23 protein-coding genes and 1 pseudogene are annotated in these 24,263 nt (G+C 66.7%); 10 read left to right on the plus strand and 14 right to left on the minus strand.

Features of this window, described 5'->3' with window-relative positions; genetic code table 11:
- Window positions 1-350: 350 nt before the first annotated feature.
- Genes ABJ196_RS09230 through ABJ196_RS09240 form a run of 3 tightly spaced genes read right to left on the minus strand, consistent with a single transcriptional unit; the run spans window position 351 to window position 5,127 of the window.
- A complete protein-coding gene (locus tag ABJ196_RS09230; protein WP_347306448.1) occupies window positions 351-2,738 on the minus strand; it encodes a tetratricopeptide repeat protein in 2,388 nt (795 codons plus the stop codon).
- Window positions 2,735-3,745 (minus strand): glutamate ABC transporter substrate-binding protein, encoded by a 1,011-nt coding sequence (locus tag ABJ196_RS09235; RefSeq protein ID WP_347306450.1) that lies wholly within the window; start codon window positions 3,743-3,745, stop codon window positions 2,735-2,737. Before ABJ196_RS09235 ends, ABJ196_RS09230 begins: the two co-directional genes overlap by 4 nt.
- Window positions 3,745-5,127, minus strand: coding sequence for a hypothetical protein (locus tag ABJ196_RS09240; RefSeq protein WP_347306452.1), 1,383 nt, complete (start codon window positions 5,125-5,127; stop codon window positions 3,745-3,747). The genes ABJ196_RS09235 and ABJ196_RS09240 overlap by 1 nt, the downstream gene beginning before the upstream one ends.
- Window positions 5,128-5,177: 50 nt before the next feature.
- Here ABJ196_RS09240 and ABJ196_RS09245 point away from each other — a divergent pair, with 50 nt between their 5' ends.
- The 4 genes from ABJ196_RS09245 to ABJ196_RS09260 all read left to right on the plus strand — a co-directional run bounded on the left by ABJ196_RS09245 (window position 5,178) and on the right by ABJ196_RS09260 (window position 8,598).
- Window positions 5,178-5,657 carry an NUDIX hydrolase gene (locus ABJ196_RS09245; RefSeq protein WP_347306454.1) on the plus strand — a complete coding sequence of 160 codons (480 nt, stop codon included), beginning with the start codon at window positions 5,178-5,180 and terminating at the stop codon, window positions 5,655-5,657.
- A gap of 61 nt (window positions 5,658-5,718) precedes the next feature.
- Entirely contained in the window at window positions 5,719-6,666 is a 948-nt protein-coding gene (locus ABJ196_RS09250; RefSeq protein WP_347306456.1) for an ABC transporter ATP-binding protein, read from the plus strand.
- Window positions 6,656-7,420 carry an ABC transporter permease gene (locus tag ABJ196_RS09255; protein WP_347306458.1) on the plus strand — a complete coding sequence of 255 codons (765 nt, stop codon included), beginning with the start codon at window positions 6,656-6,658 and terminating at the stop codon, window positions 7,418-7,420. The genes ABJ196_RS09250 and ABJ196_RS09255 overlap by 11 nt, the downstream gene beginning before the upstream one ends.
- On the plus strand, window positions 7,417-8,598 hold the full coding sequence (locus tag ABJ196_RS09260; RefSeq protein ID WP_347306460.1) for a multidrug effflux MFS transporter: 1,182 nt from the start codon (window positions 7,417-7,419) through the stop codon (window positions 8,596-8,598). Before ABJ196_RS09255 ends, ABJ196_RS09260 begins: the two co-directional genes overlap by 4 nt.
- 13 nt (window positions 8,599-8,611) lie before the next feature.
- Here the strand turns inward: ABJ196_RS09260 and ABJ196_RS09265 are convergent, their stop codons facing one another.
- Window positions 8,612-10,069 carry a phospholipase D-like domain-containing protein gene (locus ABJ196_RS09265; RefSeq protein ID WP_347306462.1) on the minus strand — a complete coding sequence of 486 codons (1,458 nt, stop codon included), beginning with the start codon at window positions 10,067-10,069 and terminating at the stop codon, window positions 8,612-8,614.
- Window positions 10,069-10,860, minus strand: a complete 792-nt coding sequence (locus ABJ196_RS09270; RefSeq protein ID WP_347306464.1) for an exodeoxyribonuclease III — start codon at window positions 10,858-10,860, stop codon at window positions 10,069-10,071. The genes ABJ196_RS09265 and ABJ196_RS09270 overlap by 1 nt, the downstream gene beginning before the upstream one ends.
- Before the next feature lie 144 nt (window positions 10,861-11,004).
- On the opposite strand from ABJ196_RS09270, the gene ABJ196_RS09275 reads away from it, so the two are divergent.
- The 3 genes and pseudogenes from ABJ196_RS09275 (at window position 11,005) to ABJ196_RS09285 (ending at window position 12,525) form a co-directional block, all read left to right on the plus strand.
- Window positions 11,005-11,598 carry a hypothetical protein gene (locus ABJ196_RS09275; RefSeq protein WP_347306466.1) on the plus strand — a complete coding sequence of 198 codons (594 nt, stop codon included), beginning with the start codon at window positions 11,005-11,007 and terminating at the stop codon, window positions 11,596-11,598.
- A gap of 42 nt (window positions 11,599-11,640) precedes the next feature.
- Window positions 11,641-12,111, plus strand: a pseudogene (locus ABJ196_RS09280) (DUF222 domain-containing protein); the annotation flags it as partial.
- Between the two features lie 21 nt (window positions 12,112-12,132).
- The gene (locus tag ABJ196_RS09285; protein WP_347306563.1) at window positions 12,133-12,525 is read left to right on the plus strand and encodes an HNH endonuclease signature motif containing protein; all 393 of its coding nucleotides are present in this window, start codon (window positions 12,133-12,135) and stop codon (window positions 12,523-12,525) included.
- Between the two features lie 139 nt (window positions 12,526-12,664).
- Here the strand turns inward: ABJ196_RS09285 and ABJ196_RS09290 are convergent, their stop codons facing one another.
- Both ABJ196_RS09290 and ABJ196_RS09295 read right to left on the minus strand, forming a co-directional pair.
- Window positions 12,665-13,687 carry a GNAT family N-acetyltransferase gene (locus tag ABJ196_RS09290; protein ID WP_347306468.1) on the minus strand — a complete coding sequence of 341 codons (1,023 nt, stop codon included), beginning with the start codon at window positions 13,685-13,687 and terminating at the stop codon, window positions 12,665-12,667.
- Between the two features lie 12 nt (window positions 13,688-13,699).
- The gene (locus ABJ196_RS09295; protein WP_066512360.1) at window positions 13,700-14,314 is read right to left on the minus strand and encodes a peptide deformylase; all 615 of its coding nucleotides are present in this window, start codon (window positions 14,312-14,314) and stop codon (window positions 13,700-13,702) included.
- A 16-nt stretch (window positions 14,315-14,330) separates the two neighbouring features.
- On the opposite strand from ABJ196_RS09295, the gene ABJ196_RS09300 reads away from it, so the two are divergent.
- From ABJ196_RS09300 to ABJ196_RS09310, 3 genes are read left to right on the plus strand one after another with little or no spacing between them, the layout of a single operon-like run.
- Window positions 14,331-14,591 carry a DUF3263 domain-containing protein gene (locus tag ABJ196_RS09300; RefSeq protein WP_066492970.1) on the plus strand — a complete coding sequence of 87 codons (261 nt, stop codon included), beginning with the start codon at window positions 14,331-14,333 and terminating at the stop codon, window positions 14,589-14,591.
- A 10-nt stretch (window positions 14,592-14,601) separates the two neighbouring features.
- Entirely contained in the window at window positions 14,602-15,270 is a 669-nt protein-coding gene (locus ABJ196_RS09305; protein ID WP_347306470.1) for a LytR C-terminal domain-containing protein, read from the plus strand.
- Between the two features lie 15 nt (window positions 15,271-15,285).
- A complete protein-coding gene (locus tag ABJ196_RS09310) occupies window positions 15,286-16,425 on the plus strand; it encodes a glutamate--cysteine ligase (RefSeq protein WP_347306472.1) in 1,140 nt (379 codons plus the stop codon).
- Between the two features lie 6 nt (window positions 16,426-16,431).
- On the opposite strand, the gene ABJ196_RS09315 is transcribed toward ABJ196_RS09310, so the two are convergent.
- Genes ABJ196_RS09315 through ABJ196_RS09345 form a run of 7 tightly spaced genes read right to left on the minus strand, consistent with a single transcriptional unit; the run spans window position 16,432 to window position 24,138 of the window.
- Complete coding sequence (locus tag ABJ196_RS09315; RefSeq protein WP_347306474.1) at window positions 16,432-17,646, minus strand: glycosyltransferase 87 family protein; 1,215 nt, start codon at window positions 17,644-17,646, stop codon at window positions 16,432-16,434.
- Window positions 17,647-17,657: 11 nt separating this feature from the next.
- Window positions 17,658-18,026: a monovalent cation/H(+) antiporter subunit G gene (locus ABJ196_RS09320; RefSeq protein WP_347306476.1), complete on the minus strand. Its 369-nt coding sequence runs from the start codon at window positions 18,024-18,026 to the stop codon at window positions 17,658-17,660.
- Window positions 18,023-18,298, minus strand: a complete 276-nt coding sequence (locus ABJ196_RS09325; protein ID WP_347306478.1) for a monovalent cation/H+ antiporter complex subunit F — start codon at window positions 18,296-18,298, stop codon at window positions 18,023-18,025. Before ABJ196_RS09325 ends, ABJ196_RS09320 begins: the two co-directional genes overlap by 4 nt.
- Entirely contained in the window at window positions 18,299-18,853 is a 555-nt protein-coding gene (locus ABJ196_RS09330; protein ID WP_347306480.1) for a Na+/H+ antiporter subunit E, read from the minus strand. It lies immediately after the preceding gene.
- On the minus strand, window positions 18,850-20,631 hold the full coding sequence (locus tag ABJ196_RS09335; RefSeq protein ID WP_347306482.1) for a Na+/H+ antiporter subunit D: 1,782 nt from the start codon (window positions 20,629-20,631) through the stop codon (window positions 18,850-18,852). Before ABJ196_RS09335 ends, ABJ196_RS09330 begins: the two co-directional genes overlap by 4 nt.
- Window positions 20,624-21,166 carry a Na(+)/H(+) antiporter subunit C gene (locus tag ABJ196_RS09340; protein ID WP_347306484.1) on the minus strand — a complete coding sequence of 181 codons (543 nt, stop codon included), beginning with the start codon at window positions 21,164-21,166 and terminating at the stop codon, window positions 20,624-20,626. Before ABJ196_RS09340 ends, ABJ196_RS09335 begins: the two co-directional genes overlap by 8 nt.
- Complete coding sequence (locus tag ABJ196_RS09345) at window positions 21,163-24,138, minus strand: Na+/H+ antiporter subunit A (RefSeq protein WP_347306486.1); 2,976 nt, start codon at window positions 24,136-24,138, stop codon at window positions 21,163-21,165. The genes ABJ196_RS09340 and ABJ196_RS09345 overlap by 4 nt, the downstream gene beginning before the upstream one ends.
- Between the last annotated feature and the right edge of the window lie 125 nt (window positions 24,139-24,263).

The raw sequence follows: 24,263 nt of genomic DNA on the forward strand, positions 1-24,263 counted from the left end.
TATCACCCGCCGGGCACGCCGGTCGCGCCGGAGCTGGAAGGCCCGCTGCCGGCGTGGGTGGAAGAAGAAAAGCAACTGCTCGAGGAGGAATTCCGAAACGCCTAAACTCCCTGCGCTCATCCTGTCTTTGGGCTGTGCACGCCAGGCATATCGACGGCGGTGCGGCGCTTTCGGCTGCCCTTTTTGTGACCGCCCATCTCACGGCGGTCCACGCGGCACCCTGCACACCGATGCCGCCGTGCAACCCACCGTCGGTGAGACCGGCGCCTTCGGGCAGACGGTGGTGACTTTTGATGCGAACTTGGGGGAGGAGGGCATCGGCAAGCGGCGCGGCGGACGCGCTGGTGGCGCTAGAACATCGTGATGGGCCGGACCTGGTTGGCGAGGTCCACGAGCGCGTAGCGGTGCCGGCTGTACGGTGCCTGGCGCGCGAGGGTGCGCAGCGTATCGGCGAGGCCGTACTGGAGGCCGCGCTGCGTAAACGCGTACTCGAAGAGGTCGTTGGGGGAGGCGGCTCGCTCGAGGTGTTTTTCACGCAGGAAGTTGAGCCCGGCGGAGATGACGGCGACCTTGATTTGCAAGAAGCGCGGCTCGTTGGTGGGGATTTCCTCGAGGCGGCGGGCGGCGCGGCGCACGCGGGACTCGGTAAGCCCCTGCATGATGAGCTGCAGGATCGTGGTGAGGCGCGCCATGCGGTGGTGGCGCGAGGCGTTCGGCACGGCGTCGAGGGTGGCGACGGCGAGCTCGACTTGGTGCTCCGTGCGCAGTTGGCGCGCGAGGCCGAAGGCGGAGGAGACGGTGGTGGGGTTCGTCGCCCAGACCACGGCGTAGAGACGCAAGGAGTTGAAGCGGAGCATCGTGGGATCTTCGGTGATGTGTTCCCAGATTCCGGGATGCTCCTCGAATGTTTCGTTGGGCAGCTCCGCGAGCGAGGTATGGAGGCCGGAGACGGCGCGGGCGATCTCGGCGGGGAGCAAGGCGGTCTCGTGGTAGCCGAGCTGTTGCAGGATGAGCTCGTTGACGGCGGCGATTGCGAGCTTCGGCGCGGGCTCGCCGGGCAGGATGGTGAGCACTTGCGAGAAGTGCTTTTGCGCCTGGACGTAGCGGTCGAGGAGGAGCTCGGTGACGCCGGAGAACCAGTGGAAACGCCAGTTATCGCCGTGGGTGGCGTGGATGGAGTCGAGCCACGCGCGGGCCTGGCCGATGAAGCCGAGGTCGATCATCGAGCGCACGACGCCGAAGGGGATTTCCACGGAGGTCTCATACTCGGGTATTTGCATGGCCTGGCGCAGGGTTTCGAGGGCTTCCTGCGGCTCGGTGTAGGAATAGCCTTGGAGGAGCGGGGCACCGATATCGGAGCGGTCGAGCAGCGGGGTGGGTAGCGCGGAGGCGACCTCGGGGGAGGTAATGCGCACGGTGCGGTCGATGCCGTCGATGAGCTGGTCCGTGCGGAAGACGAGGTGTTTTGTGCCGAAGGTTGTACGCTGCGGCGAGAAGAGCGAGTGCTGCGCCGGGTGCTGGATGCCGTCGCGGACGGCGATGACTTCGCGCAGCACGCCGTAGAGCTGAGTGCGTAGCTCCGCGATGTCGGTAAAACGCTGCGCGGGGTCCGGGTGCGTCGCGCGCAGGAGCAGGCGGTAATAGGACAGGTAGTGGCGCAGAACCGGCTCGTCGGTGGGGCTGGGGACGCCGGGCCTATAGATGTTGTTTTCGTCGCGCGGCAGGCGCAGCGTGAGTGCGGCGAGCGTGCGGCCGACCGTGTAGATATCGCTGGCGACGGTGGGGCCGGCGGTGGCGACCTCGGGGGCTTGGAAGCCCTTCGTGCCGTAGATAAAACCGTAGGAGCCGATGCCGGAGACCGCGCCCAGGTCGATGAGCTTGACCTGGTCCTCGGTGACAATGATGTTGTCGGGTTTGAGGTCGTTGTAGACCACGCCGCGCGCGTGGAGGTAGTCGAGCGCGGGGAGGACCTCGAGGATGTACGCGATCGCGATATCGATGGGCAGCAGGCCGCCGTCCTGGAGGTTGCGGCGGGCGCGCAGGGAAGGGCCGCCCACGTATTCCATGACGATGAATCCGCCGGGCACGCGTGCGTCGTCGACGAAGTTAAAAATCTTCACGATTCCCGGGTGCGTGATGTCCGCGAGGAATTCGCGCTCGGCGCGGGCAGCGTCCGTCTCGTCCGCGTTCTTATGGGATTGCATGCCCTTCAACACGACGATGCGTTCCGAGACGACGTGGTCTTTCGCCAGGTAAATCCAGCCCATGCCGCCGTGCGCGATGACGCCCAGGATTTCGTATTGGCCCGCAATCATGTCGCCGGGGCCGAGCTGCGGCGGCGGGGTCTTCCCGTTGTCCTCGGGCTCGCGCAGCGCGTCGTGCGGGTCCGTGGGCACGACGAAGGGCAGGCGCACCATGCCGTCCGCGACCTCGCGCTCGGTGCGCGCCGCGGCGCGCCGCTCGCGGAAGGTCATGAGTGCCTTGTCGCGTTCGCTCGGGGTGAGTGAGCTTGCCGATGCCCCCTTCGCCGCCGCCCCGCCCGGGCGCAGGTTGGTCATCGACTCGATGAGCGCAGCAATCGCCGCGTCCTCTTCGGTGGATCCGGCGTCGTCTTCGTCGTCGGCAAACGGGTCGAAGGCGACGGCGGTCGTGCCAGTGTCCTCGTCGGCGAAGGGATCGTAGGGGACGGCCTCGGTGGGTTGGGGCTCGTCGTGGGATGGGTGGTCGCGGTCGGTCATTGGGCACGATCCTCCTGCGCGGGTTCGGGACGGTAGACGGGCGCGGGCAGCGACTGCGCGGGCAGGTAGTCGCCGAACCACTCCTGGTAGAGGCTCGACCACGTGCCGTCGGAACGGAGGCGCTCGAGCGTGGAATTGACTTGGCGCACAAGCCCCGCGGTCTTCGCGGCGTCGCGGGCGACGGCGACGCCGTAGGCCTCCTGGGAGAGCGCCTCGCCCACGATGATGGTCGAGGAATCCTGCGCCGCCATGCCGGAGAGCAGGGCGTCGTCGGTGATGATGGCGTCGGTCTGGCCGAGCTGGAGCGCCATGAGGCAGTCGCCCCACGAGCGCGTGGCCAGGATGTCCGCTTCCGGCGCCTGCGCCCGGATGATGTCGATGGAGGTGGAGCCGGCGGCGGCGCAGACGGTGTGGCCGGCGACATCGGAAAGCTCGCGGATGGCGCTTGAGGCCGGCACGAGCAGGCGTGTGCGGGTCGTGAGGTAGGGCGTGGAGAACTCGACCTGCTGCTGGCGCTGCGCCGAAATCGTCATGGAACGGATGACGACGTCTACGGTGCCGTCCTCGAGGGCCGCGGCGCGTTCGGCGGAGGTGACGTAGCGGAACTCCACACGGTTCGGGTCGTCGAAAATATCGCGCGCGAGCTCGTGCGCAAGCGATACCTCGAAGCCGCGCAGCTCGCCCGACTGCGCGTCGCGGTAGCTGAGCAGGTTATTCGACTGGTCTACGCCCACGATGAGCCGGCCGCGCTCCACGATGGACGGGACGCGCTCCTTCGGCTTCTTATCATCCGGGCGAAGGCTGCCTTCCGCGCCGCGCAGCAGATCTGTGCTCGCGTCCGCGTCCGTGCGAGCGGGCTGTGAGCCCGCGGGCTCGAGCGAGGCGCCGGCCGGCAGCGGCTGGCCGATGCGGGAGGGAGCGGATGGCGCGGGGGAGGGGGCATCGGAAGGCGGGGGCGCACAGGCGGCCAACGGGACGGCGAGGAGGACGGCGGCGAGGCGGCGCATTAGAGGTACTCCTGTAGTCGGGGGCGGATGCCGAGCCAGACGCAGATGATGCCGAGGAGTGTGAGGAAGCCCACCGAGCCGCCGAGCGCCGTCGTGGCCTGGTGGCCGGATTCGATGTAGGAGCGCAGGACGCCGCGCGTGTCCGCGATAAGGCGGGTGAGTGCGTCGTTGAGGTCGTTGAAGCTGCCGGCGCCGTCCTCGGTGGACAGCGTGATGGCGGAGTCGTAACGGCCCGCGTTGAGATCAGCCACGAGGTCCTTGTGCGCGCTGGCCCATTGGTTGAGGGCGCCGCGGGCAGCGGCGACGGACTGGGCATCGCCGGCGCCGAGGTCTTCGGCCGCGCCGTAGGAGTCCAGCGCCTGGTGGACGTCGAGGACCGTGGCGTCGAAGTCGACGGTCGCGTCCACGGTGGCCTGGCGGGAGACGAGCATGAGCGTTTCCGTCGTGCGCGCCTGCTGGGCCTCAATCTGGGAGGCGGTGAGCTGCTCCCACGGCGCGGCGACGGCCTCGAAGCGCTGCGAGCCCGCGGCCCAGGTCATGATGGTGGCGATACTCACCCAGGCCAGCGCGACGGAGAGCAGCACCGTCGCGGCGAGGAAGCCGCGGTTGAAGCGGCGGCGTGTGAGCCGCCACAGCCACCACTGCGCGGCGAGGAGGAAGAATACGGCGGCGACGAAGCCGGAGAGCGGCACCCATTGCGGGCGGGTGAGCGCCTTTTGTTCCTGCGTCACCTTGGCGCTGGTGAGGCGAAAGAGCTCGCGGGCGTCCGGCAGGATGTCCTCGCGCATGAGCGTCGAGGCGTTGGACATGTAGTTCACGGCGACGGCGTTGCCATCGCGGTGGTTGGCGCGCGCGGTTTCCACCATGCCCGTGTACACCGGCAGCTGGCGCTGGATGTTGAGGATGAGTTCGCGAATGCGCGTGTCATCCGTTGCGGAGCCGAGCGCGGATTCTGTCGCGGCGACCGTCGCGGTGTCGATGGCCGCGTTATAGGCCGCGCGGTCGTCCGTGGAGCCCTCGCCCAGCTGGACGAAGCCGGCGGTCGCAATCGTGTCCGCGAGCGAGAGCGAGGTGTAGAGGTTGTGTGCCGAGTTATTCATGGGCTCGGTGGAGCTAAGCAGCGTATCGAGGTTCGCGTGCCGGTCCGTGGAGCTGGCCGCGAGCGACATGCCCGCCGCAGCGATGGCGATGGTGAGCGCTAGCGTGACCGCCACGAGCTTGCCGGGCGTGGTGCCGAGGAAGCTAAGGAGGCTCCGCGCCAGGCGCGCCGGGCCGATAAACCACGCGTAGAGCCGGTGGGTGGGACGGTCGAAGACCGGCTGGGAGGGCTCGGTGACGTCATCCAACCACTGATCGGCGAGCTCGGCGTTGGGCGTGGTCATTCCTTAAGGATAACGGGCCGGGGTGGGGCGGCGCGGTTAGTATGGCGGACATGAGCGGAAAATTTTCAGGTGACGGCTGGGCTGCGGGCCCCGGTGGCATGAAGCTGTGGGGTCTTTATGGCGCGGCGGGGCTCTTCCTCGTCGCCGAGGGCCACGTCCTGCTCCAGCATCGCGCGGCGTGGACTAACCAGGGCGACACGTGGGGCGTGCCCGGCGGCGCGCGCGAGCGGGGCGAATCTGCTGCCGATGCCGCCCTCCGCGAGACCTTCGAAGAGTGCGGCGTCCCCGCCGCGTCCGTCACGGTGCGCCGCTCGCTCGTGACGGCTGGGCCGTTTGAGGGCGACGGGTGGACGTATACGACGGTGCTCGCGGGTGCTTCGCGTCGGCTGCCGGTGGTGGCGAATGAAGAATCCCAGGAGCTGCGCTGGGTGCCGTTGGCGGGGGACGCAGTGGAGCGGTTGGATTTGTTGCCAGCGTTCCGGGCGGCGTTGCCGGGCCTGCGGGACGCGGTGGCGGAGTTGGGGCTGTAGTCTCCGGCCGTGCGCCGTGGTTGGGCGGTGAGATGCCGCAGGGACCTGTAGTGTTGTCCGCATGATTGAAGTTCAAGGACTGACCAAGCACTATGGTTCGGTCCGCGCGGTCGATGACGTGACGTTCAACGTCAAACCGGGCGTCGTCACGGGCTTTTTGGGCCCGAACGGCGCGGGCAAGTCAACGACCATGCGGATGATTCTGGGGCTCGACCTGCCGACGGCCGGGCGTGCGCTCATTGACGGCGTGCCATACGGCGAGCTGCGCAACCCGCTTACGAAGGTGGGCGCGCTGCTCGACGCGAAGGCCGTGCACCCCAACCGCAGCGCGCGCAACCACCTCAAGTGGATGGCGCAGTCGAACGGGCTGCCGCTGTCGCGCGTGGACGAGGTCCTGGGAATCGTGGGCCTCGACGGCGTGGCGGGCAAGAAGGCCGGCGGCTTTTCGCTGGGCATGGGCCAGCGTCTGGGCCTGGCGGCGGCGCTGCTCGGCGACCCGGAGGTGCTGCTACTCGACGAGCCTGTCAACGGTCTCGATCCGGAGGGTATCCGCTGGGTGCGCTCGCTCGTCAAGGCGCTCGCGGCGGAGGGCCGCTCGGTGCTCATTTCCTCGCACCTGCTCTCGGAGATGGCGCTCACGGCGGACCAGCTCGTGGTCATCGGCCGCGGCCGTCTCATCGCGGATATGCCGACGTACGACTTCGTCAAGCAGTACTCGGGCTCGTCCGTCATCGTGCGCGCCGAACACCTCGACGCGTTCGCGGACACGCTGAGCTCGGAAGGCATCGGCTACGAGCGCGGCGCGGACGAAGAAGGCCGCCCGACGCTTATCGTGCCGGACCAGACGACGGAGAACATCGGACGCCTCGCGTTTAGCGTGGGCGTGGCGCTCGACGAGCTTTCGCTGCGCCGCGCCTCGCTCGAGGACGCGTTTATGGAGCTCACGCGCGATGACGTGCAATATCAGTCCCGCCCGGCGGACAGCCAAGGAGGCCACCATGCTCGTTAATACGATTCGTGCGGAGTTCACGAAGCTCACCACGACGGCGTCGTTCCGGTGGACGACCGGTCTGTTCTTCGTCTTCTCGTTGCTGTGGGCGTTCTTTACCACGCGGCTGACCTCGCTTTTCGACGGGGCGCCCGCGGTGGCGAGCGCGTCCATCGTGGTCTCGGGCCTGCTGTGGCTCAACCTGTCCGTGCTCATGATTCAGGCGATCATGGTCATCACGACGGAGTACCGCTACAACCTGCCCACGCCGCTGTACCTGGCGAACCCGCACCGCGCGCAGGTCGCCGTGGCGAAGCTCGTGCTCTACGCCGTCATCGCGGCGATACTCATGTTCATCGGCATCGTCGCGTGCCTGGGGCTCGCGCAGCTCATGGCGGACGAGGTCGTCGGCTTCGACAATATTTTTGCAGACCCGGTCGCGCAGCGCGCGCTGTGGGCGTACCCAGCGGGCACGGCGCTCATGGTCGTCTTCGCCCAGGGCCTGGCGCTGCTGCTGCGCCAGTCCGCGGGCACGATTGCCGTGGGACTCATCCTTTTCTGGGGCGTGGACAACCTCATTCAGTTCGTGCCGAAGGTGGGCGAGAAGCTCATGCACTTCTCGCCGTTTAACGCGTTGCGCTCGTGGCTCATGGACACGGCGGGCTCGTGGTCCGTCTTTGCGGATAATTCGCACTGGTACCTCGTCGTCTTCGTGCTCTGGGCCGCCATCTTGTGGCTGGGCGGCGTGGCCGCCCTGGTAAAACGAGACGTATGATTCCCGTCCCCCTCATGCTCACCTTGGCGCTGTTGTCCGCAACAGCGCCTTTTGCGACTGACATGTATCTGCCCGTCCTGCCGCACATCGCTGGCGAGTTCGGCGTCGAGCAGGCCGTCGCGCAGTTCACGCTCACCGGCTTCTTCGTGGGCATGGCTTTCGGCCAGCTGCTCATCGGTCCGGTCTCGGACGTCGTGGGCCGCCGCCGGCTGCTGCTGTGGTCCGCAGGCCTGGCGCTCGTGGCGTCCGTGCTCGCGGCGCTCGCGCCGGGCATCGGCGTGCTCATCCTCGCCCGCATCCTCCAAGGCCTGGGCGGCGGCGCGTGCAACGTGCTCGCGCGCTCCGTCGTGCCAGACCTGCTCAGCGGCTCCGCGGCGGCGAAGACGTTCTCGGTGCTCATGGCCATCGGCGGCATCGCGCCGGCCATCGCGCCGGTCATCGGCGGCCTGCTCGCGGAGCCCGTGGGCTGGCGCGGCATCTTCTGGACGCTCACCGGTCTCCACGCCGTCCAGCTCCTCCTCGCGTTCCTCCTCGTCCCGGAGACCGGCGGCAAGGCCGAGCGCACCGGCGGCCTCGTGCGCACGGTCGCGTGCAATTACCTCACCGTCGTGCGCATGCCGCTCGTGTGGGGCTTCCTCCTCGCTATGGCCTTCGGCTTCGGCGCGCTGTTTAGCTATATCTCGGCGTCCTCCTTCGTCCTCCAGACGGTCTACGGCTTCAGCCCCGCCCACTACTCGCTGCTCTTCGCCATCAACGCGTTGGGCATGCTCGTCGCGACCACCATCAACTCGCGCCTCGTCACGCGCTTCGGCGCCGTGACCATGCTCCGCGCCGGCCTGCTGCTGTGCGTTGGCGGAGGCCTCATCCTCACCGTCGCCGCGCTTGCCGATGCCCCCTGGTACCTCATCGTTGCCTGCATCCTGCTCGCCACGTCCCCGGTGGGGTTTATCATGGGCAACGCGACGGCGTTGGCCACGGGCATTCGCCGCGAGCTTGCTGGCTCCATCTCCGCGGTCATGGGCTTTGTCCAGTCGCTGTTGGGCGGCATCGTCTCGCCGCTTATGGGCTTAGGATCCCAGCCTACGCATACGATGGCTTTTGGTATCCTGACCTGCGGGATTATTGCGGCGGCTGCGGGCTTCTGGGCTACCTCTCGCCTAGCACGCGAAGCGGGCTAGGGGCATCGGAAAGCTATTGCAGCGCCGAGGTAAGCCGCATGACGTTGTCGACGTAGCGGCGGCCGAAGCCGCGCTCGTTCCACTCGTCGAGGGTGAGCTCGTGGCAGACGGCGCGGTAGTTGGCGCCGAGCTGGCTGAACTGGTCGATGAGATTGCCCTGCGCGACGAGCAACGTGGTCTCATAATTGAGGCCGAAGGAACGCATGTCCATATTGGAGCTGCCAAACATGCACAGCGGGTTGGGGTGGCCCGCGTCCGCGACGAGGAACTTGGAGTGCAGGACGAAGGGGTAGGGGAACTGGAAAATGCGCACGCCGGCCTCGAGAAGCGCCTGGTAGTACGAGGATTGCGCGTGGTTGACCATGAACTGGTCGGCGACGGCGGAGACGTAGAGCTCGACGTCGACGTCGCGGTAACAGGCGGTGGTGATGGCGTCCATCATGGACTCGTCCGGCACAAAATAGGGGCTCACCATGACCAGGCGGTGCTTGGCGTGGTGAATGACGGAGTTGAACATGCGGAGGTTCGGCTCCGTGGTGTAGCCGGGCCCGGAGGGGATGAGCTGCAGGTAGTTCGTGTCCTCGGCTGGGGTGTCGCGGTGGGGCGGGAGCTTAGGCTCGATGATTTCGTCTGATTCGAGGTACCAATCCACGGCGAAGATGGCGCTCAGCGAGGCGACGATGGGCCCGGTGAGCTCCGTCATGTAGTCGACCCACGCGCGGTCCTTCGTGCGATACTGGCGCTGGATCATATTGAGCGATCCGAGGAAGCCCACCTCGCCGTCGACGACCATGATTTTACGGTGATTGCGCAGGTCGGGACGGCGGAAGCGGCCGCGGGTGAGCGAGATGGGCAGCGTGAGATGCCAGTCGATGCCCGCGTTCGTGAGCTTCTTTCCGAGCTTCCGGTAGCCCTTGTACTTGCAGGAACCAATCTGGTCGAGAAGCAGCTTGACCTCGACGCCTCGTGTCGCGGCGCGCTCCAGGGCCTCGTAGAAGGGCGCGGTGACGGTGTCCCAGGATTGGATGTAAATCTCGACGTAGACGTACTTTTCGGCGCGGTCGACGGCGCGGGCCATCGCGGCGATGGCTTCCTCGTAGTCCGCGTGGATGCCCGCGTTATGGCCGTGCACGGCGGGGAACCCGGTGAGCTTGCGGTTAAGTTTGAGCAGCGACTCGATTTCCGTAGGCAGTTCATCGTGCGGGTGGTCCGGCATGCCCGCGTGGACATCCTCGATCATCTCATTGGCTTCTTTTTGGATGCGGTGCCGGCGCCGGTTGATATACGGCGAGCCCATGAGCAGGAACAGCGGCAGCCCGATGTAGGGCAGCAGCAAAATGGCGAGCAGCCACGCCGTCGAGCTCGACGGGCGCCGGCCCTCCGGCACGAAGCCGACGGCCAGAATCTTGATGGCGTAATCAACGATGAGCAGAACAAACTGCCACGTCGACAGGTCGACGTTGAGGCTCATCAGCGCACCGCGTTGAAGTCCGGCAGGTCCAGCTCCGTGATGAGCGGGCAGTGGTCCGAGGTCTTCTCGCCGGCGCGTTCTTCCAGATCCACCCACGTGCGCTTTTCGTGCAGCGTCTCCGTTGCAAGCAAGAAATCGATCTTCATGCCCTGATTGCGCTCAAAGCGCGCGGACTTGTAATCGAAGTAGGTGTAGCGTTCTTTCGGCTTGAGCTCTCGCACTCCGGCCTCAAGGAGCATCTCGAACGCCGCCCGCTCCGGCTCGGACACGTGGGTCTTTCCCTTGAAGAAGTCGATATCCCACACGTCTTCGTCGCGGGGCGCGACGTTGAAGTCGCCAGTGAGCAGCAGCTTGCCCTTCGCTTTGTCCTCCGCATAGCGCGCCAGGGCGTAGTAGAACGCCAGCTTGTAGCCGTAGTGTGGGTCCGTGAGCTCGCGGCCGTTGGGCACGTAGAGGCTCCAGATTTCCACGCCCCTGATCGTCGCCCCTATCGCGCGCGCCTCGAGGTTCTGCGGCTTGGTCTGGTCCTTCGCGAACCCGGGCTGGTGCGGGAAGCTTGTGTGTACGTCCTCCGGCGCGTCCTTGGACACGATGGCCACGCCGTTCCACTGGTTCAGCCCATGGGCGCTCACGTGGTACCCAGCGTCCTCAAACGGCGCGCGCGGGAATTTGTCGTCCGCCACCTTGGTCTCTTGCAAGCAGAGCACGTCGAGGTCGTGCTTGCGAAGGAGGTCGACGGCGCGCTCGGTCCGGGCTCGAACCGAGTTGATATTCCACGTGGCGATGCGCATGGCCTAAAGATTACCTTGCTTTCCCCAGGTCGCTATCGAACATGTCTCACTGTCGGCTTTAAGGTTAGCAAATTTGTTCTAAAAAAGGCTTGACTTTCCTTGGTGTGTGACTATTATCGAATGTGTAAGCGGGAGGAGGTAGAGATGGATAATCCGCAGGAACTGGTCAATCAGATCGACGCGTTGCTGGAGCGGCTGCAAGCAGTCGTTGAGGTTTCGGCATTCGCCGAGCTCGCCCAGCCCATGGAAGAACTCGAGCGCGCCATGGCCAAGAAGGCCTTCGCCGACGCACGCTTTGCCTGGCTCGCCCACCGCGCGGACGCTGGCCGCCTGGTCGGTTCCACCCGCACCGTCGACTACCTCACCCACACCCTCGATATCGATCACGCCACCGCCACGGCCCGCCTCAATGCGGGTCGTTTGCTTTTCGACGCCCCCTCTCCTGACCCCGGGTCCGAACCTGCGGAGCCCGCGCCGGATCCCGCAGAGGCAGCGCGCCGCGAGGAAGAGGAGCGCCGGCGCCGCGAGCAGGCGGAGCGGGAGGCCGCCGCCCGCGCCGAGGCTCGTGAACGTGCCCGCCGTGTGCGCGAGTCCAAGCAGCGCATCATCGACCAGGAGCTCGAGCGTCTTTCGGATACGTGCGATCCGTCTAAGGCCGAGCTCCACGCGCTCGCGCTCAAGGAGGCAGAGAAGCGCTCTGAGAAGGATCTGCGCCAGTGGCTGCGCGCCAAGGTCTAGGACGCCAACCGTCGCGGCCGTACCCCGGAGGATCGTCGCGACCACCTCACGGCGCGGAAGAACCGCACGATCTGGTTGGGCCAACAGGACGCGGACGGCGGCGTGCCCTTCGGTGGCTACCTCACCGCGGAGATGGCAGCCGCCCTGCGCGCAGCGCTCGCGCCGGGCCGCGTCGGCGGCTCCAACACCGTCGTCGCCCCGGAAGAAGATAAGCGCACCATGCGCCAGCGGATGGCGGACCAGTTCTTTGCCATTATCCGCGGGCATCTTTCGGCACCGGAGCGCCAGGCTCGTGGCATTGGCTCGCTCGTCATCGCGACGACGCTCGAGGATCTGCGCCACGTTGACGCGGACACCCGCTTCGAGACGAACACGGGCTACACGCTCAACGCGCTCGAGGTTCTCCTCGCCGGCGGCGCCGGTTCCGACTTCGCGGTTCTCATGGACGGGCTTACGCCGGTGCCGCTCAACATGGGTCGCTCGACCCGCACGGCGACGCTCGAGCAGCGTCTCGCGCTCGCGGCTTCGGAGCTCGTGTGCTCCGGCCGCGGCTGCGATACCCCGTTGGTCATGAGCGATATCCACCACATCGTGGCCTTCGCCAACGGCGGTCGCACTGATATCGAGAACCTTACTATCGCGTGCCGCCCCTGCCACGTGACGAATAACGACAAGTGGGACGGCTCGGGCGGACTCGGTCACTTCGAGCGCGACCTGCGCACCGGAACCGTGGGCTGGCGCCCGCCGGACGGCGGTGACCTGCAGTTTAATGAGTCTCATAAGCGCAGCCGTGCGCCGGGCGAACGCCTCCGGGCCCGCCCTAAGGCCCCGCCGGAGTCGACTTCTTCGCCTGCCCCGCCTGGCTCTCCGGAGGTGCCGGACCCGCCGCCGGAAGATGGCGGCCTGTTCGACCTGGGAATTGCTTAGCCGATGGCCCCGCGCCCTGCCCTGCCCTTTCCAATCCTGCCCACCCCGCTCCGTGCGGCGCCTTTCGCGTGCGCCCGGAGCGGGGTTGTGGCGCTTCGTTCGCCTCTCCGCACATGGTTGGCAAGGGACGGTAGGGGCTCTAGCGGGCGGCGGTGCCGGACTCGCCCGTGAAGTGAGCGTAGCGGTGGCGGTGCTGCTCGATGAAGCCGAGCTTGGTGTAGAGGCCCACACCGGCCTCGTTGGTCCCGAGGACTTGGAGGTAGGCGCGCTCGGCGCCGTGCTCACGGCCCCAGCGGAGCATGTCCATGCCTAGCTGTGTCGCGAGGCCGCGGCGGCGCCAGGCTGGGGCAACCTCGACGGCGGAGTAGCCGAGCCAGCGCGTGCCGTCGCCGGAATCGGTGAGTGTACCGCGCGTGATGGCGACGGTCTCGCCCTCGCGGGTAACGAGGCGGCCGAAGCCCATGTGGCCCTCGATGCGTGTGCGTAGGTATTCGAGCGCTTCCGGCGGCAGAGCCTGGCCGCGGAAGTGATAGAGAGCCAGCCAGTCAGCGTCGGGTTGGTCGTCGATGTGGAACTCCCACTCGTCGGGACGGTCGGGTAGGTCGTTGAGGTCCTCGAGCGAGCGGACCATGACGGCGATTTCGGGACCGAGTGTCCATGCGGGGTTGCCTGCAACGAGCTTCTCGGCAGGTTTGCCGATGCGCTCTGGCAGCTCGAGGATAAGCGGCAGATCGTGGCGGGTGTAGAAGGCCTCGATTTCGGCGAGCGGCACCTGGGTGAAGCCAGCGGAGGGGCCGAGCGGGGTCGCGGAGTTGGAGCGTTCCGTCACGCCGTCGCCGGCGCGCATGAGCCATTGGCCGTCCGCGGTCCACGTGTGTTCCTTGCCAGGGAAGGCTGCGGCGGTGGCGACCTCGACGGCACGGATGTCGGAGTTGCGGACCATGCGCGGCGAGAGCTTCTTCACGATCTGAATCTGCTCATCCGGAATGGTGATGGCCTCGAGCGCGGACGGGTAGCCGCCCACCTCCTGCGGTCGGACGACGAGGGGGTCGAGGGAGACGACGTGCCCGATGACATCGGAATGCACGCCGCCGCCCATGTTGCGGCGCACGACCACGCGCTCGCCCACGCGCGGGGCATCGGAGCGGAAAATGTAGCTCATGGAAAGGCGAGCTTAGTCGTCGTGGCCGAAGGGATCCGGGCCTTCGCCGGGCAGCCAGGTGAGTCCCGGTTCGGTCCAGCCGTTGGACTTAATGATCTTCTTCGCCTGGCGCTTGTAGCGGCCGGTGAGGACGTCGGTGTAGACGAAGCCGTCGAGGTGGCCGGTCTCGTGCTGGAGCATTCGGGCGAAGAAGCCGTAGCCCTCAATCGAGATGTCGTTGCCGTGCTCGTCCTTGCCGGTGACGCGGGCCCAGTCGGCGCGGCCGGTGGGGAAGCCTTCGCCTGGCACGGAGAGGCAGCCTTCGTCCTCGGAGCCGTCGTCGGCGGGCATGGTCTTGGGGATCTCGGAGGTTTCGAGCACCGGGTTGATGACACAACCCTTGCGCATGCCGCCGCCCTCGAGCTCGGTGCCGTTCGGGCCATCCGTGTCCGGGCAGTGGTAGACAAAGAGACGCTTGTTGACGCCTACCTGGTTGGCGGCGAGGCCCACGCCGTGGGCGACCTCCATGGTCTCGTACATGTCGGCAATGAGTTCTTGGAGCTCAGGCGAGGAGATGGGCTCGGTCACCGGCTCGGTGGGGTGGTGCAACACGGGATCGCCGTGGATTACGATGGGGCGAATAGTCATGGCCTACAGTTTAGGCATGAGCTCGCTGTCAGACCTAGACGCCGCCCTCTTAGACTTCGAGGCGCAGGCCCCGCGCGCCGTCGGCGCGAAGGAGGCGGCCATCCGTGAGCGCTTCGACATGTCGCCCGTCCGCTATCACCAGCGGCTCAACCGGCTGCTCGACTCGGCCGACGCGCTCGCCTATTCGCCGCAGCTCGTGGGCCGTCTGCGCCGCGTGCGGGATCGGAGGGAGGATCTTCGGCGCGCCGCGCGCCCCACGGAGCAGCCCGACGGCTAAAGTGACGCATGTGACTAATGTGAATCCTGAGACGAACGAGAAGACCCCGGCAGCAGGCCTGCCCCTGCGCGGCCTCGCGATGGTGCTCATCGCCGTCGCCGTCGCGCTCGGCCTCTGGGCACTCTACAGCTTTACCCGCGGCGGCAACCCGGAGCCCACGGCTGCCGATGCCCCCGTGGCCGCCCAGTCGCCCCAGGCCCAGCAGCCCCAGCCCGGCCAGGCCCAGCCTTCCGATGCCCCCGCCAACGGCCAGCCCGCCGCCCCCGCCGAGGCCCAGGGCGAGACCGGCGCGGACGGCGCAGACGGCGCGGCCACGCCTGACGCCGCGGCCCCAACCGGCGAAGGTGACGCGGCGGCGTCGGCAGACGGTGCGGGAGAGGGGGCATCGGCAAGCCAGCGCAAGGTGAGCATCCTCAACAACTCGACGGTGCAGGGCCTGGCTGCCGACGTGTCCAAGCAGGTGACTGACGCCGGCTACGAGCTTGGCGAGGTGGGCAACTTCGCGGATGAAATCCTCACCGAGACCACCGTATTCTTCCCGGCCGGCGACGCGGTTGCCGAGGCGCAGGCGCGCACCCTCGCAGATAAATTCAGTGGTATCGCGAAGGAGAATATCCAGGCCTTGCCCGAGAAAGCCATGGCTGAGGGCGCGGTGACTATCGTGTTGGTCAACCAATAGGGTTAAATTTTGAGGGTGAATACCCCGGCTGAAATTTTTGCGCGATCCCCCAAACCGACGCTTGGCGTCGAGTGGGAGGTCGCGCTTGTCGATCCCCAGACCCGCGACCTCGTCGCGCGCGGGCCGGAGGTGATCGCGGCCGTCAATGCCGCCCACCCCGAGGTGCACCTGGAGAAGGAGTTCCTCCAAAATACCATCGAGCTCGTCACCGGCATCTGCGATACGGTGCCGCAGGCGATGGAGGAGCTCGCCCGCGACCTGTCCTTCGTCCGCGCGGCCGCCGAGGACCGCGGCCTGCGCCTGTGGGCCTCCGGCGGCCACCCGTTTTCGGATTTCCGGAAGAACCCGCTGGGGGACAAGGACTCCTACAAGGAGATAATCAACCGCACGCGCTACTGGGGCCAGCAGATGCTGCTGTGGGGCACCCACGTCCACGTCGGTGTGAGCCACGAGGACAAGGTGTGGCCGATCATCACTGCGCTCATGACCAAGTACCCGCACCTGCTCGCCATCTCCGCGTGCTCGCCGGGCTGGGACGGGCTCGACACGGGCTACGCCTCCAACCGCACGATGCTCTACCAACAGCTGCCCACCGCGGGCATGCCTTATCAATTCGGTAGCTGGGCCGAGTGGCAGTCCTACATGCGCGACCAGTCGATTTCCGGCGTCATCAACCACACCGGCTCCATGCACTTCGACATCCGCCCGGCCTCCAAGTGGGGCACTGTCGAGGTCCGCATTTCCGATGCCGCCTCCAATCTCCGCGAACTCTCCGCCATCGTCGCGCTCACGCACTGCCTCGTGGTTCACTACGACCGTCTGTGGGAAGCCGGCGAGCCGCTGCCCACCCTGCAGCCCTGGCACGTCGCCGAGAATAAGTGGCGCGGCGCCCGCTACGGCATGGACGCCCTCGTCATCACGTCGCGCGAGACGGACGAGCGCTGGGTTAAGGACGAACTTGCGGACCTCGTCGAGGAGCTCACGCCGCTCGCCCGCGAGCTCGGCTGCGCCACGGAACTCGCCCGCGTCCTCGAGATCAGTGAGCACGGCGCCGGCTACGAGCGCCAGCGCCGCCTCTTCGAGGAGACGCACTCGTGGAACCCGGCCGTGGACCTCGCCTGCGACGAGCTCGCCGCCGGCCACCCCCTGGTTTAAACCTGCTTAGACTCGCGCGTGTCGCCCGCCGCGGCGCAGCGTCCAGAAGCCGCTCACCGCGTAGAAGAACATGTAGACCCCGCCCGCGAACGGGAAGAGGAGGGACATGAGCGGCTGCGGGCTCGTCCAGTCATCGAGGTTGTGGTAGCTCGCGTCGAACCAGAACGCGGCGGAAATCCAGGGCATGACGCACACGCACATCGCGACCATCGAGCCGAGCGCGGCCGCCCAGCCCGGCAGGCGCTCGCCTAGCCACTGGTTCGCGCCGAGCAGGATGACGACGGCGAGCGGGACGACCCACACGAAGTGGTGGAACCACGCGAACGGAGAGACCATGCACGAGCTGATGCCGGTAAATGCGAAGACGAGCGCTTGGTTGCCGCGACGCGTCGCCACGAAGTTCGCGGCGAGAGTGAGGCAGAACGTAACGAAGACGGCGAGCAGCCAGCCCACGCCGCCCTCGAGACCGAAGTGGCGCTCGAGGACGGAGCGCAGGCCCATCGCGCCCGGGTTCACGTGGTCGCCGATGCGCGAGGAGTTAAAGACCGCGTTCGTCCAGAAATCGTTGGCGTCCGGGATGATCCAGTAGCCCACGAGGACCGTGGCGATAAACGTCGCGAGGCAGCCCACGACCGCCCACCAGCGGCGCTGGAAGAGCAGAACGAGGCCCATGTACGCCGGCGTGAGCTTGATGCCCGCAGCCAGGCCGATGCCCACGCCGGGCAGGCGCCAGCGGCGCGGCAGTAGGTCGAGCGCGCACAGCAGCATGAGGAAGACGTTGATCTGGCCGAAGAAGAGCGTGCCCATGACCGGCTCGATGGCCGTGGTGCCCAGCGTGAGCAGGAAGGCCACGTAGACGGTAAGTGGCGTGAGCTTATACGAACGGTTGCTCAGCACGAGCAGGATGACGGCGAAGAGCGCCACACCCGTGCCGATCTGCCACACGCCGATGAGCCAGTTGTCGCTGAGCAGCGATAGCCACTTGAAGAGCACGCCAGCAAACGGCGGGTAGGTAAACGGCAGCTCGCCAATGTACGCGGCGTCGTAGAGCAGCCCGCCGTCGCGGAGATCCTTGCCCGCGAGGGTGTAGATGTCGAGGTCAATGGGCACGCGCCACACGAGCGGCGTGTTGCCCTCGTACGTGAACACGCGGTACAACACGAAAGCCACGAGGGCAGTAAGCCCCACGGCAAGAGTGGCCAGACCATTGATTTTCTTCACGAAGCTACATCCTAGCGGCGACGCATCGTTTTTCCGGCAGGCCGGTCGTTTCGGGACATATTTTCATCAAGATCGTAGAGACCTTCGCGGCGGGCAACACGCGTGATGCGCTGTGCCGTGACCGGCGCCGTCGCAAGCGCAAAGAGCCCGAGCAGGAGCAGCAATCCTAAGTCGCTGCGCTGCGCCACGCTGAACTCCGGCGAGCCGACCACGCGGATGAACGCGCCCAGGAGCACGAGGACTAAGCCGATGGTCTGCGGCTTGGCCACCGCGTGGACGCGCGCCATCGTGTCGCGGAAGCGGATAAGGCCCAACGCGGCCGCGAGGACGAAGAAAGACCCGGCGAGCACGAGGATGAGCGAGATGATGTCGGTGATCATTGGTTGTCCCTCCTGCGGAAGCGGGTGACGGCAACGGTCGAGATGAAGCCCAGCAGCGCGATGACGAGCATCGCGTTGACCACGGTCGTATCCAGTGACCAGCAGATATACGTGGCGAGCGCGCATTGGAAGGCGGCCACGAAGCCGTCCATGCCCACGAGCCGGTCGAGCGAGTTCGGGCCGGTAATGATGCGCCAGGCGACCACGAGGAAGGACACCGTCATCATTGCCGCGGCCACCGCGAGGCCCCAGTCATACAGCGTGTCAGGCATCTAGACGCTCCTTTCAAAGATGGCAATCAGGGCGCGCTCCAGCTTGCCGATGCTCCCCAGAGCCCGCTCGATGTCAGGCTCATTGTCTGCTTCCAAGATGTGGACGGTGAGCATGCGCCCGGCGATATCAATATCCGTCACCGTCCCACCCGGCTGGAGGTTGTAGAGGAAGACGGCGAGAGCCAGGACGAACTCGTTGTCCACGCGCATGGGCGCGGTGAGGATGGCCGTGCGCGGCGGGTCCGCCGGCCGGATGGCCAGCCACGCCACCTTGAGCGACGCCCCCAGAAAATCCCAGAGCCACACGCCGATGAAGCGGACAAGCAGGCCCCACGAGATGTCGAGGCCGCCCACCGGCATGGCGGGCAGCGGCAGGAGGAAGGTCACCGCGAGGCCCACGAGCACGCCGCCCACGACATTGGCCACGGTGAGCTCGCCCATGAGCAAGCACCACATGACGAGGATCCACACGATAAACCACGGGCGGAACCGGTGCTGCACGCCACTGAGCCGGCCACCAATTTTTTCGTTGAGGTGCGGCAATTGTGCTCTCATCGCGGCTCCTTCGTTTCGATTTCCGCCGAGCCCTCGTCGACGGGCGTGGCGCTCGTGGGCGAGGCCGTCGTCGCCGGGGCCGTGGACAGGCCCGGCGCCGGGTCCTCGAGTGGGGCGCGGCGCTCGCCCAGAGAGTCTGCGCCGCGTTCGGCGTTCTCGTGGCCCTCCGCATAGCGCTCCTTTTGGTCGAGGCGGCGCGTGGGATTCTCGGACGTCTCGCCGAGTACTGCGTAGCGGTAGATGCTGTCATCCTGCGCGGACTCCGCCGCGCGCGAGGTCACGCCGGAGATGGGGCCAGCGAGCACCGTAATGGCCACCGAGGCGGCGACCAGCAGCGTGGTGGCGCCGAGCATGCCGAAGGGGACGCGGGAGGGGGCATCGGCAGGCTGGGCAGGCTCATGGTAATCCGGGGCGTCCGCGCGGTCGCGGACGAAGGCCTTGGCCCAGACGACCATCATGACGTAGAGCGTGAGCAGCGAGGTCGCGACGGCTCCGACGATGAGCACCCACGCGAGCGGTGAGCCGTCGTTCGCGGCGGCCTGGAGCAGGATGATTTTACCCAGGAAGCCCGAGAACGGCGGGATGCCGCCCAGGTTGATGGCTGGGATGAAGTAGAGCACCGCGACAAGCGGCGCGGTGTACATGAGCGAGCCCAACCGGCGCATCGAGGACGTGCCCGCCTGGCGCTCGATAAGGCCGACAACGAGGAAGAGCGCCGTTTGCACCAGGATGTGGTGGACCGCGTAGAAGATGGCGCCGGACAGGCCCTGCGCGGAGCCGAGCGAGACGCCAAAGATCATGTAGCCGATGTGGCTCACCAGCGTAAAGGACAGCAGACGCTTGATGTCGGCCTGCGCCATGGCGCCGAGGATGCCCACCACCATCGTGGCGAGCGCGACCCACATGAGCAGCGTGTCGAGCGTGCCATCCGTGAACACGGAGGTGCGCATGCGAATGATGGCGTACACGCCGACCTTGGTGAGAAGGCCCGCGAAGACGGCCGTGACGAGCGCCGGCGCGGTGGGGTAGGAGTCCGGCAGCCACGCGTCGAGCGGCACTATGGCGGCCTTGATGCCGAACGCGATGAGCAGCACGCCGAAGATGGCGGCCTGCGTGCCGCCCGGGATGTCGTTCATGCGCTCGCCGATCTGCGCCATGTTCATCGTGCCCACCGCCGCGTAGACGAGCGCGAGGCCCACGACGAAGACCATGGACGAGGTCATCGACACCATGACGTAGCCTACGCCCGCGCGCACGCGCGCCGGGGACGCGCCGAGGGTGAGCAGCACGTAGGACGCCACGAGGAAGATCTCGAAGCCGACGTAGAGGTTAAACAAGTCGCCAGCGAGGAAGGAGACGTTAATGCCCATGGACAGCAGCATGTACGTGGGCAGGAAGACCGCGACGGGGGAGTCGCGATCGCCGTCCCGGATGCCCTGCGCGATGGCGTACCACATGACGGAGAAGAGCACGATGGACGACGTGAAGAGCATGATCGAGCTCAACCGGTCCGCGACGAGCGTGATACCCACCGGGGCGTCCCATCCGCCGACCTGGAGGGCCTGGATGCCGTAGAAATCCGCGATGACGATGAGCAGTGCCGCCACGCCCGCGCTGGCGAGCAGCGCGAAGAAGGCGAGGGTGCGCTGTACCCACGGCACGCGGGCGAAGAGCATGGCGAGCGCCGCCGCCACCGCCGGAATGATGATCGGCAGCGGGATAAGATAACCCACGAACGGGTAGACGACCTCGGCCAGGCCGTGCAGCGGCTCAGTCATCGCTGTCTCCCTTCGCGGTGCTTTCGGGCTTCTTCTTATGGTGTTTCTCCGGGCCCTTCACCGGCTCCTCAAAGGACGAGGGGCCGAAGGCGTCGCCCTTGTCCGTGTCCCTGCCCGTCGTGGGGTCGGAGGACGCGTCGACGTCTGGTGAGACCGTCGAGGTCGACCGGCCCACGCTCGCCGCGATGGCTGCGTCTTCCGTGTCGTCCTCGATGACGTCCGCCGTGCGGTAGCGGTACTGGCGATAGGCCAGCGTGAGGATGAAGCCCGTCATTGCCATGGAAATGACGATGGCCGTGAGGATCATGCCCTGCGCCAGCGGGTCTGCGATCTGTTCGCCATACTGCGTGGATTCGCGCCCGGTAATGGGCGGGGACCCCGGCTCGCCGCCTGCCTGGAGCATGAGCAGGTTCGCGCCGTTGCCAATGAGCAGGATGCCCATGAGCATTTTCGTCATCGCGCGGTCGAGTAGCAGGTAGACGCCCGCCGCGACGGACACGCCCGAGGCGAGCAAGAGGAGGAGATTGGCGGTCATGATGTCTCCTTTCCTGTGCTTGTCGTCGCTGTTGCGGTGGATGCCGTGGCCTGTGCCGGCGCGTTCGTCGGCTTGCGGCCAGCCTGGTGGCGCATTTGTAGTTGAAGCGAGCGCTTGCGGTCGCGGGCGCGCTGCTTACGTGCCTCCTCTTCCTCGTCGAGCTTGCCGCCAAGCGAGGTAAGGATGTGCATGGTGAGCCCCACGACGATGATGTAGACGCCCGCGTCGAAGATGAGTGCCGAGGGCAGCGAGACCGCGCCGAGGAATGGCACCTCGAGCTTCGTATACGCCGTCGTCAACGGGGGCTGGCCCAAAAGCAGCGGCACGATGACGGAGACCGAGGAGGTAAGAAGGCCGGCGCCGAGCAGGCGGGCGGCATCGATAGGCAAAGCCTCCTCGAGCTCCTCGCGCCCGCCCGCGAGGTAGCGCAGCGTGAACGCGAGCGAGGCCACGAGGCCGCCCGCAAAACCGCCGCCGGGCGCGTTGTGGCCGGCGAAGAAAAAGTAGAGCGAAAGCGCCATCATGGACGGGAAGAGCAGGCGCGTGATGACGTCGATCATGAGCGAGCGGTTCTGGCGTTGCTCCGACTCGGAGCCCACGGCCAGCCAGCGGCGGCCCACTGCACGCAGCGTGGGGCGGCGCGAGGAGCGCGTGAAGGACTGCGTGCGGTAGATGAGCGAGGCCACGCCCGTCGCCGCGATGACGAGGACGGTGACTTCGCCGAAGGTATCCCACGCGCGGATGTCCACGAGCAACACGTTTACCGTGTTCGCGCCGTGGCCAATCTCCTTGGCGAGCTTCGGCATGTATTCCGAAATCGGCGCGGCCGTGCGCGCGTTGATGGCGAACATGCCCGCCACCGAGACGGTGAGACCGACCGCGACGGACAGCCACGCGCGCAGGCGGTTCATCTCCGGGCCCTGGCGCCATTCGACGTTGGCCGGCATCTTGCGCAGGACGAGCATGAAGAGCACCACGATGATGGTCTCGACGAGCAGCTGCGTGAGTGCCAGGTCCGGCGCGCCGTGGAGCGCAAAGATGAAGGAGAGCGCGTAGCCCGAAATGCCCACGACCAGCACGGCGGACAAGCGGTTGTGCATGGCCGTGGCCGCGATGGCCGCGGCCATCATGAGGACGGCCGCGATGGCCTGCCACGGGTTATCCGCCACGTGCATGCGCACATCCGTGAGGTCGCCGCCGACGAGGGCTGCCATCACGAGGAGGATGAGACACACGAAAATCGTGGTGAGGTTGTACTGCAGGGAGCCGCGCTGCGTCTGCGCCGTAATGCGCAAGGACGCGCGGCGCAGCCGGGCGAGGGTGGCATCGTATGCGTCGTCCGCGTTGCCCAGCGCCGGGGTGTCGAACTGCGCGGCGGCGACGAGTCCCCGCTGCCAGTGCATGAGGCAACCGGCCACAATGATAAACGCCGAGATGCCCAGTGGTAGCGTCCAGCCGTGCCACAGCTTGAGCGCGGACCCCTCGCCGAAGATCGGGTCGAGGTGCTGCGTGAGCCCATTGGATAGCGGTGCCGGCTGTGCGCCCTGGAAGATGGTGAGCGCCGTGAGCACAGCCGGCGGGACCCACAGGGCGGGGCCGACGTGGTGCATCTTCTTCACGGCCGTGCTCGGGCCTTCGGTTCCCTTGGTCGCGAACGCGCCCCAGAGGAAGCGCAGCGCGTACGCCATGGTGAGGATGGAGCCGAGCACGACCGCGACGAGCATCATGTTGCGCGGCATGCCCGTGAGCAGCTCCTCGTGGAGAACCGTCTCCAGCGTCGCTTCTTTGGCGACAAAGCCGAGCAGTGGCGGCAGGCCCGCCATGGACAGCGCGGAGACGCCAGCGATGAGCGCCAAGACCGGTTGGCGCCGCCCCAGGCCGCTGAGCTTTCCGATGTCCCTTGTCCCCGACGCATGGTCGATGGCTCCGACCACCATAAAGAGGGTGGCCTTAAACAGCGAGTGCGCAAAGGTGAGCGCGAGCCCCGCCTGCAGCGCCTCGCGGGAACCAATGGCGACGACGGAGGTGATAAATCCCAGCTGGGAGACCGTGCCGTAGGCAAGAATGAGCTTTAAGTCGCGCTGCTTGAGCGCCATCCAGCCGCCTAGCAGCATGGTGAACAAACCGAGCGGGATGACCACGATGTGCCAGGCCGGGACGGTGTGGACCTCGGGGGAGAGGCGGGCGACCAAGTAGATGCCCGCCTTGACCATCGCGGCGGAGTGGAGATACGCGGAGACCGGCGTGGGCGCGGCCATCGCGCCGGGCAGCCAGAAGTGGGCGGGCGCGATGGCGGATTTGCTGAGGGCACCGGCGAGGACGAGGCAGACGGACCAGGCGATATACGGGGTCGTCGCGATATCGGCCTGAAGGCTCGCGATGCCGCTGAACGTCCACACGCCCGACTGGCGGCCGAAGCCAATGATGCCGATGAGCATGGCCAGGCCGCCGAGGGTGGTGACCATGAGCGCCTGCTGCGCGGCGCGGCGCGAGGAGGCGCGCTCGCCGTAGTAGCTCACGAGCAGGAAGGACAACAGCGAGGTCACTTCCCAGAAGACGTACATGAGCAGGAAGTTATCCGAGATGACGAGTCCGAACATGGCGGCGGCGAAGGCGACCATCTGGGAGGCGAACATCTCGAGACGCCGCCGGGGTGCCGCGCCGTCCGCGGGCGTGAAGTAGCCCCAGCAATAGAAAAGGACGAGTGCGCCCACTCCTAAGATGATGAGAGAGAACAGCCCGGCCAGCGGGTCGAGGCGCAGCTCGATGTCGAGGTGGGCCGCCGGCATCCATTCGATGCGCTGCTCGAGCGCGCCCGTTGCGAAGCGTTTCTCGACGAAGAGCTGGAGCACCCAGATGAAGCCCGCGAGCGGAACGAGCCCGAGCAAGCCGAAGCCTGCGCGTCCGCAGAGGCGTATGACAAGCGGTGCGATCGCTGCGGCGAAGAAAAGTCCGAGCAGCAGAATGAGCACGCGCGCCTCCCTTTTTTGTTACAAGTCTTTTCTAGAGTACAGCAATACTGTTATGTATGTGACTGTTGTGACTGCAGACCCTGCGCAGAGCACCGCGGCGTGCGCATGAAAATAGCCACAACCCC

This window comes from Corynebacterium sp. SA-MJD20WY100 (assembly GCF_039822565.1).
GTDB classification, from domain to species: domain Bacteria; phylum Actinomycetota; class Actinomycetes; order Mycobacteriales; family Mycobacteriaceae; genus Corynebacterium; species Corynebacterium phoceense_A.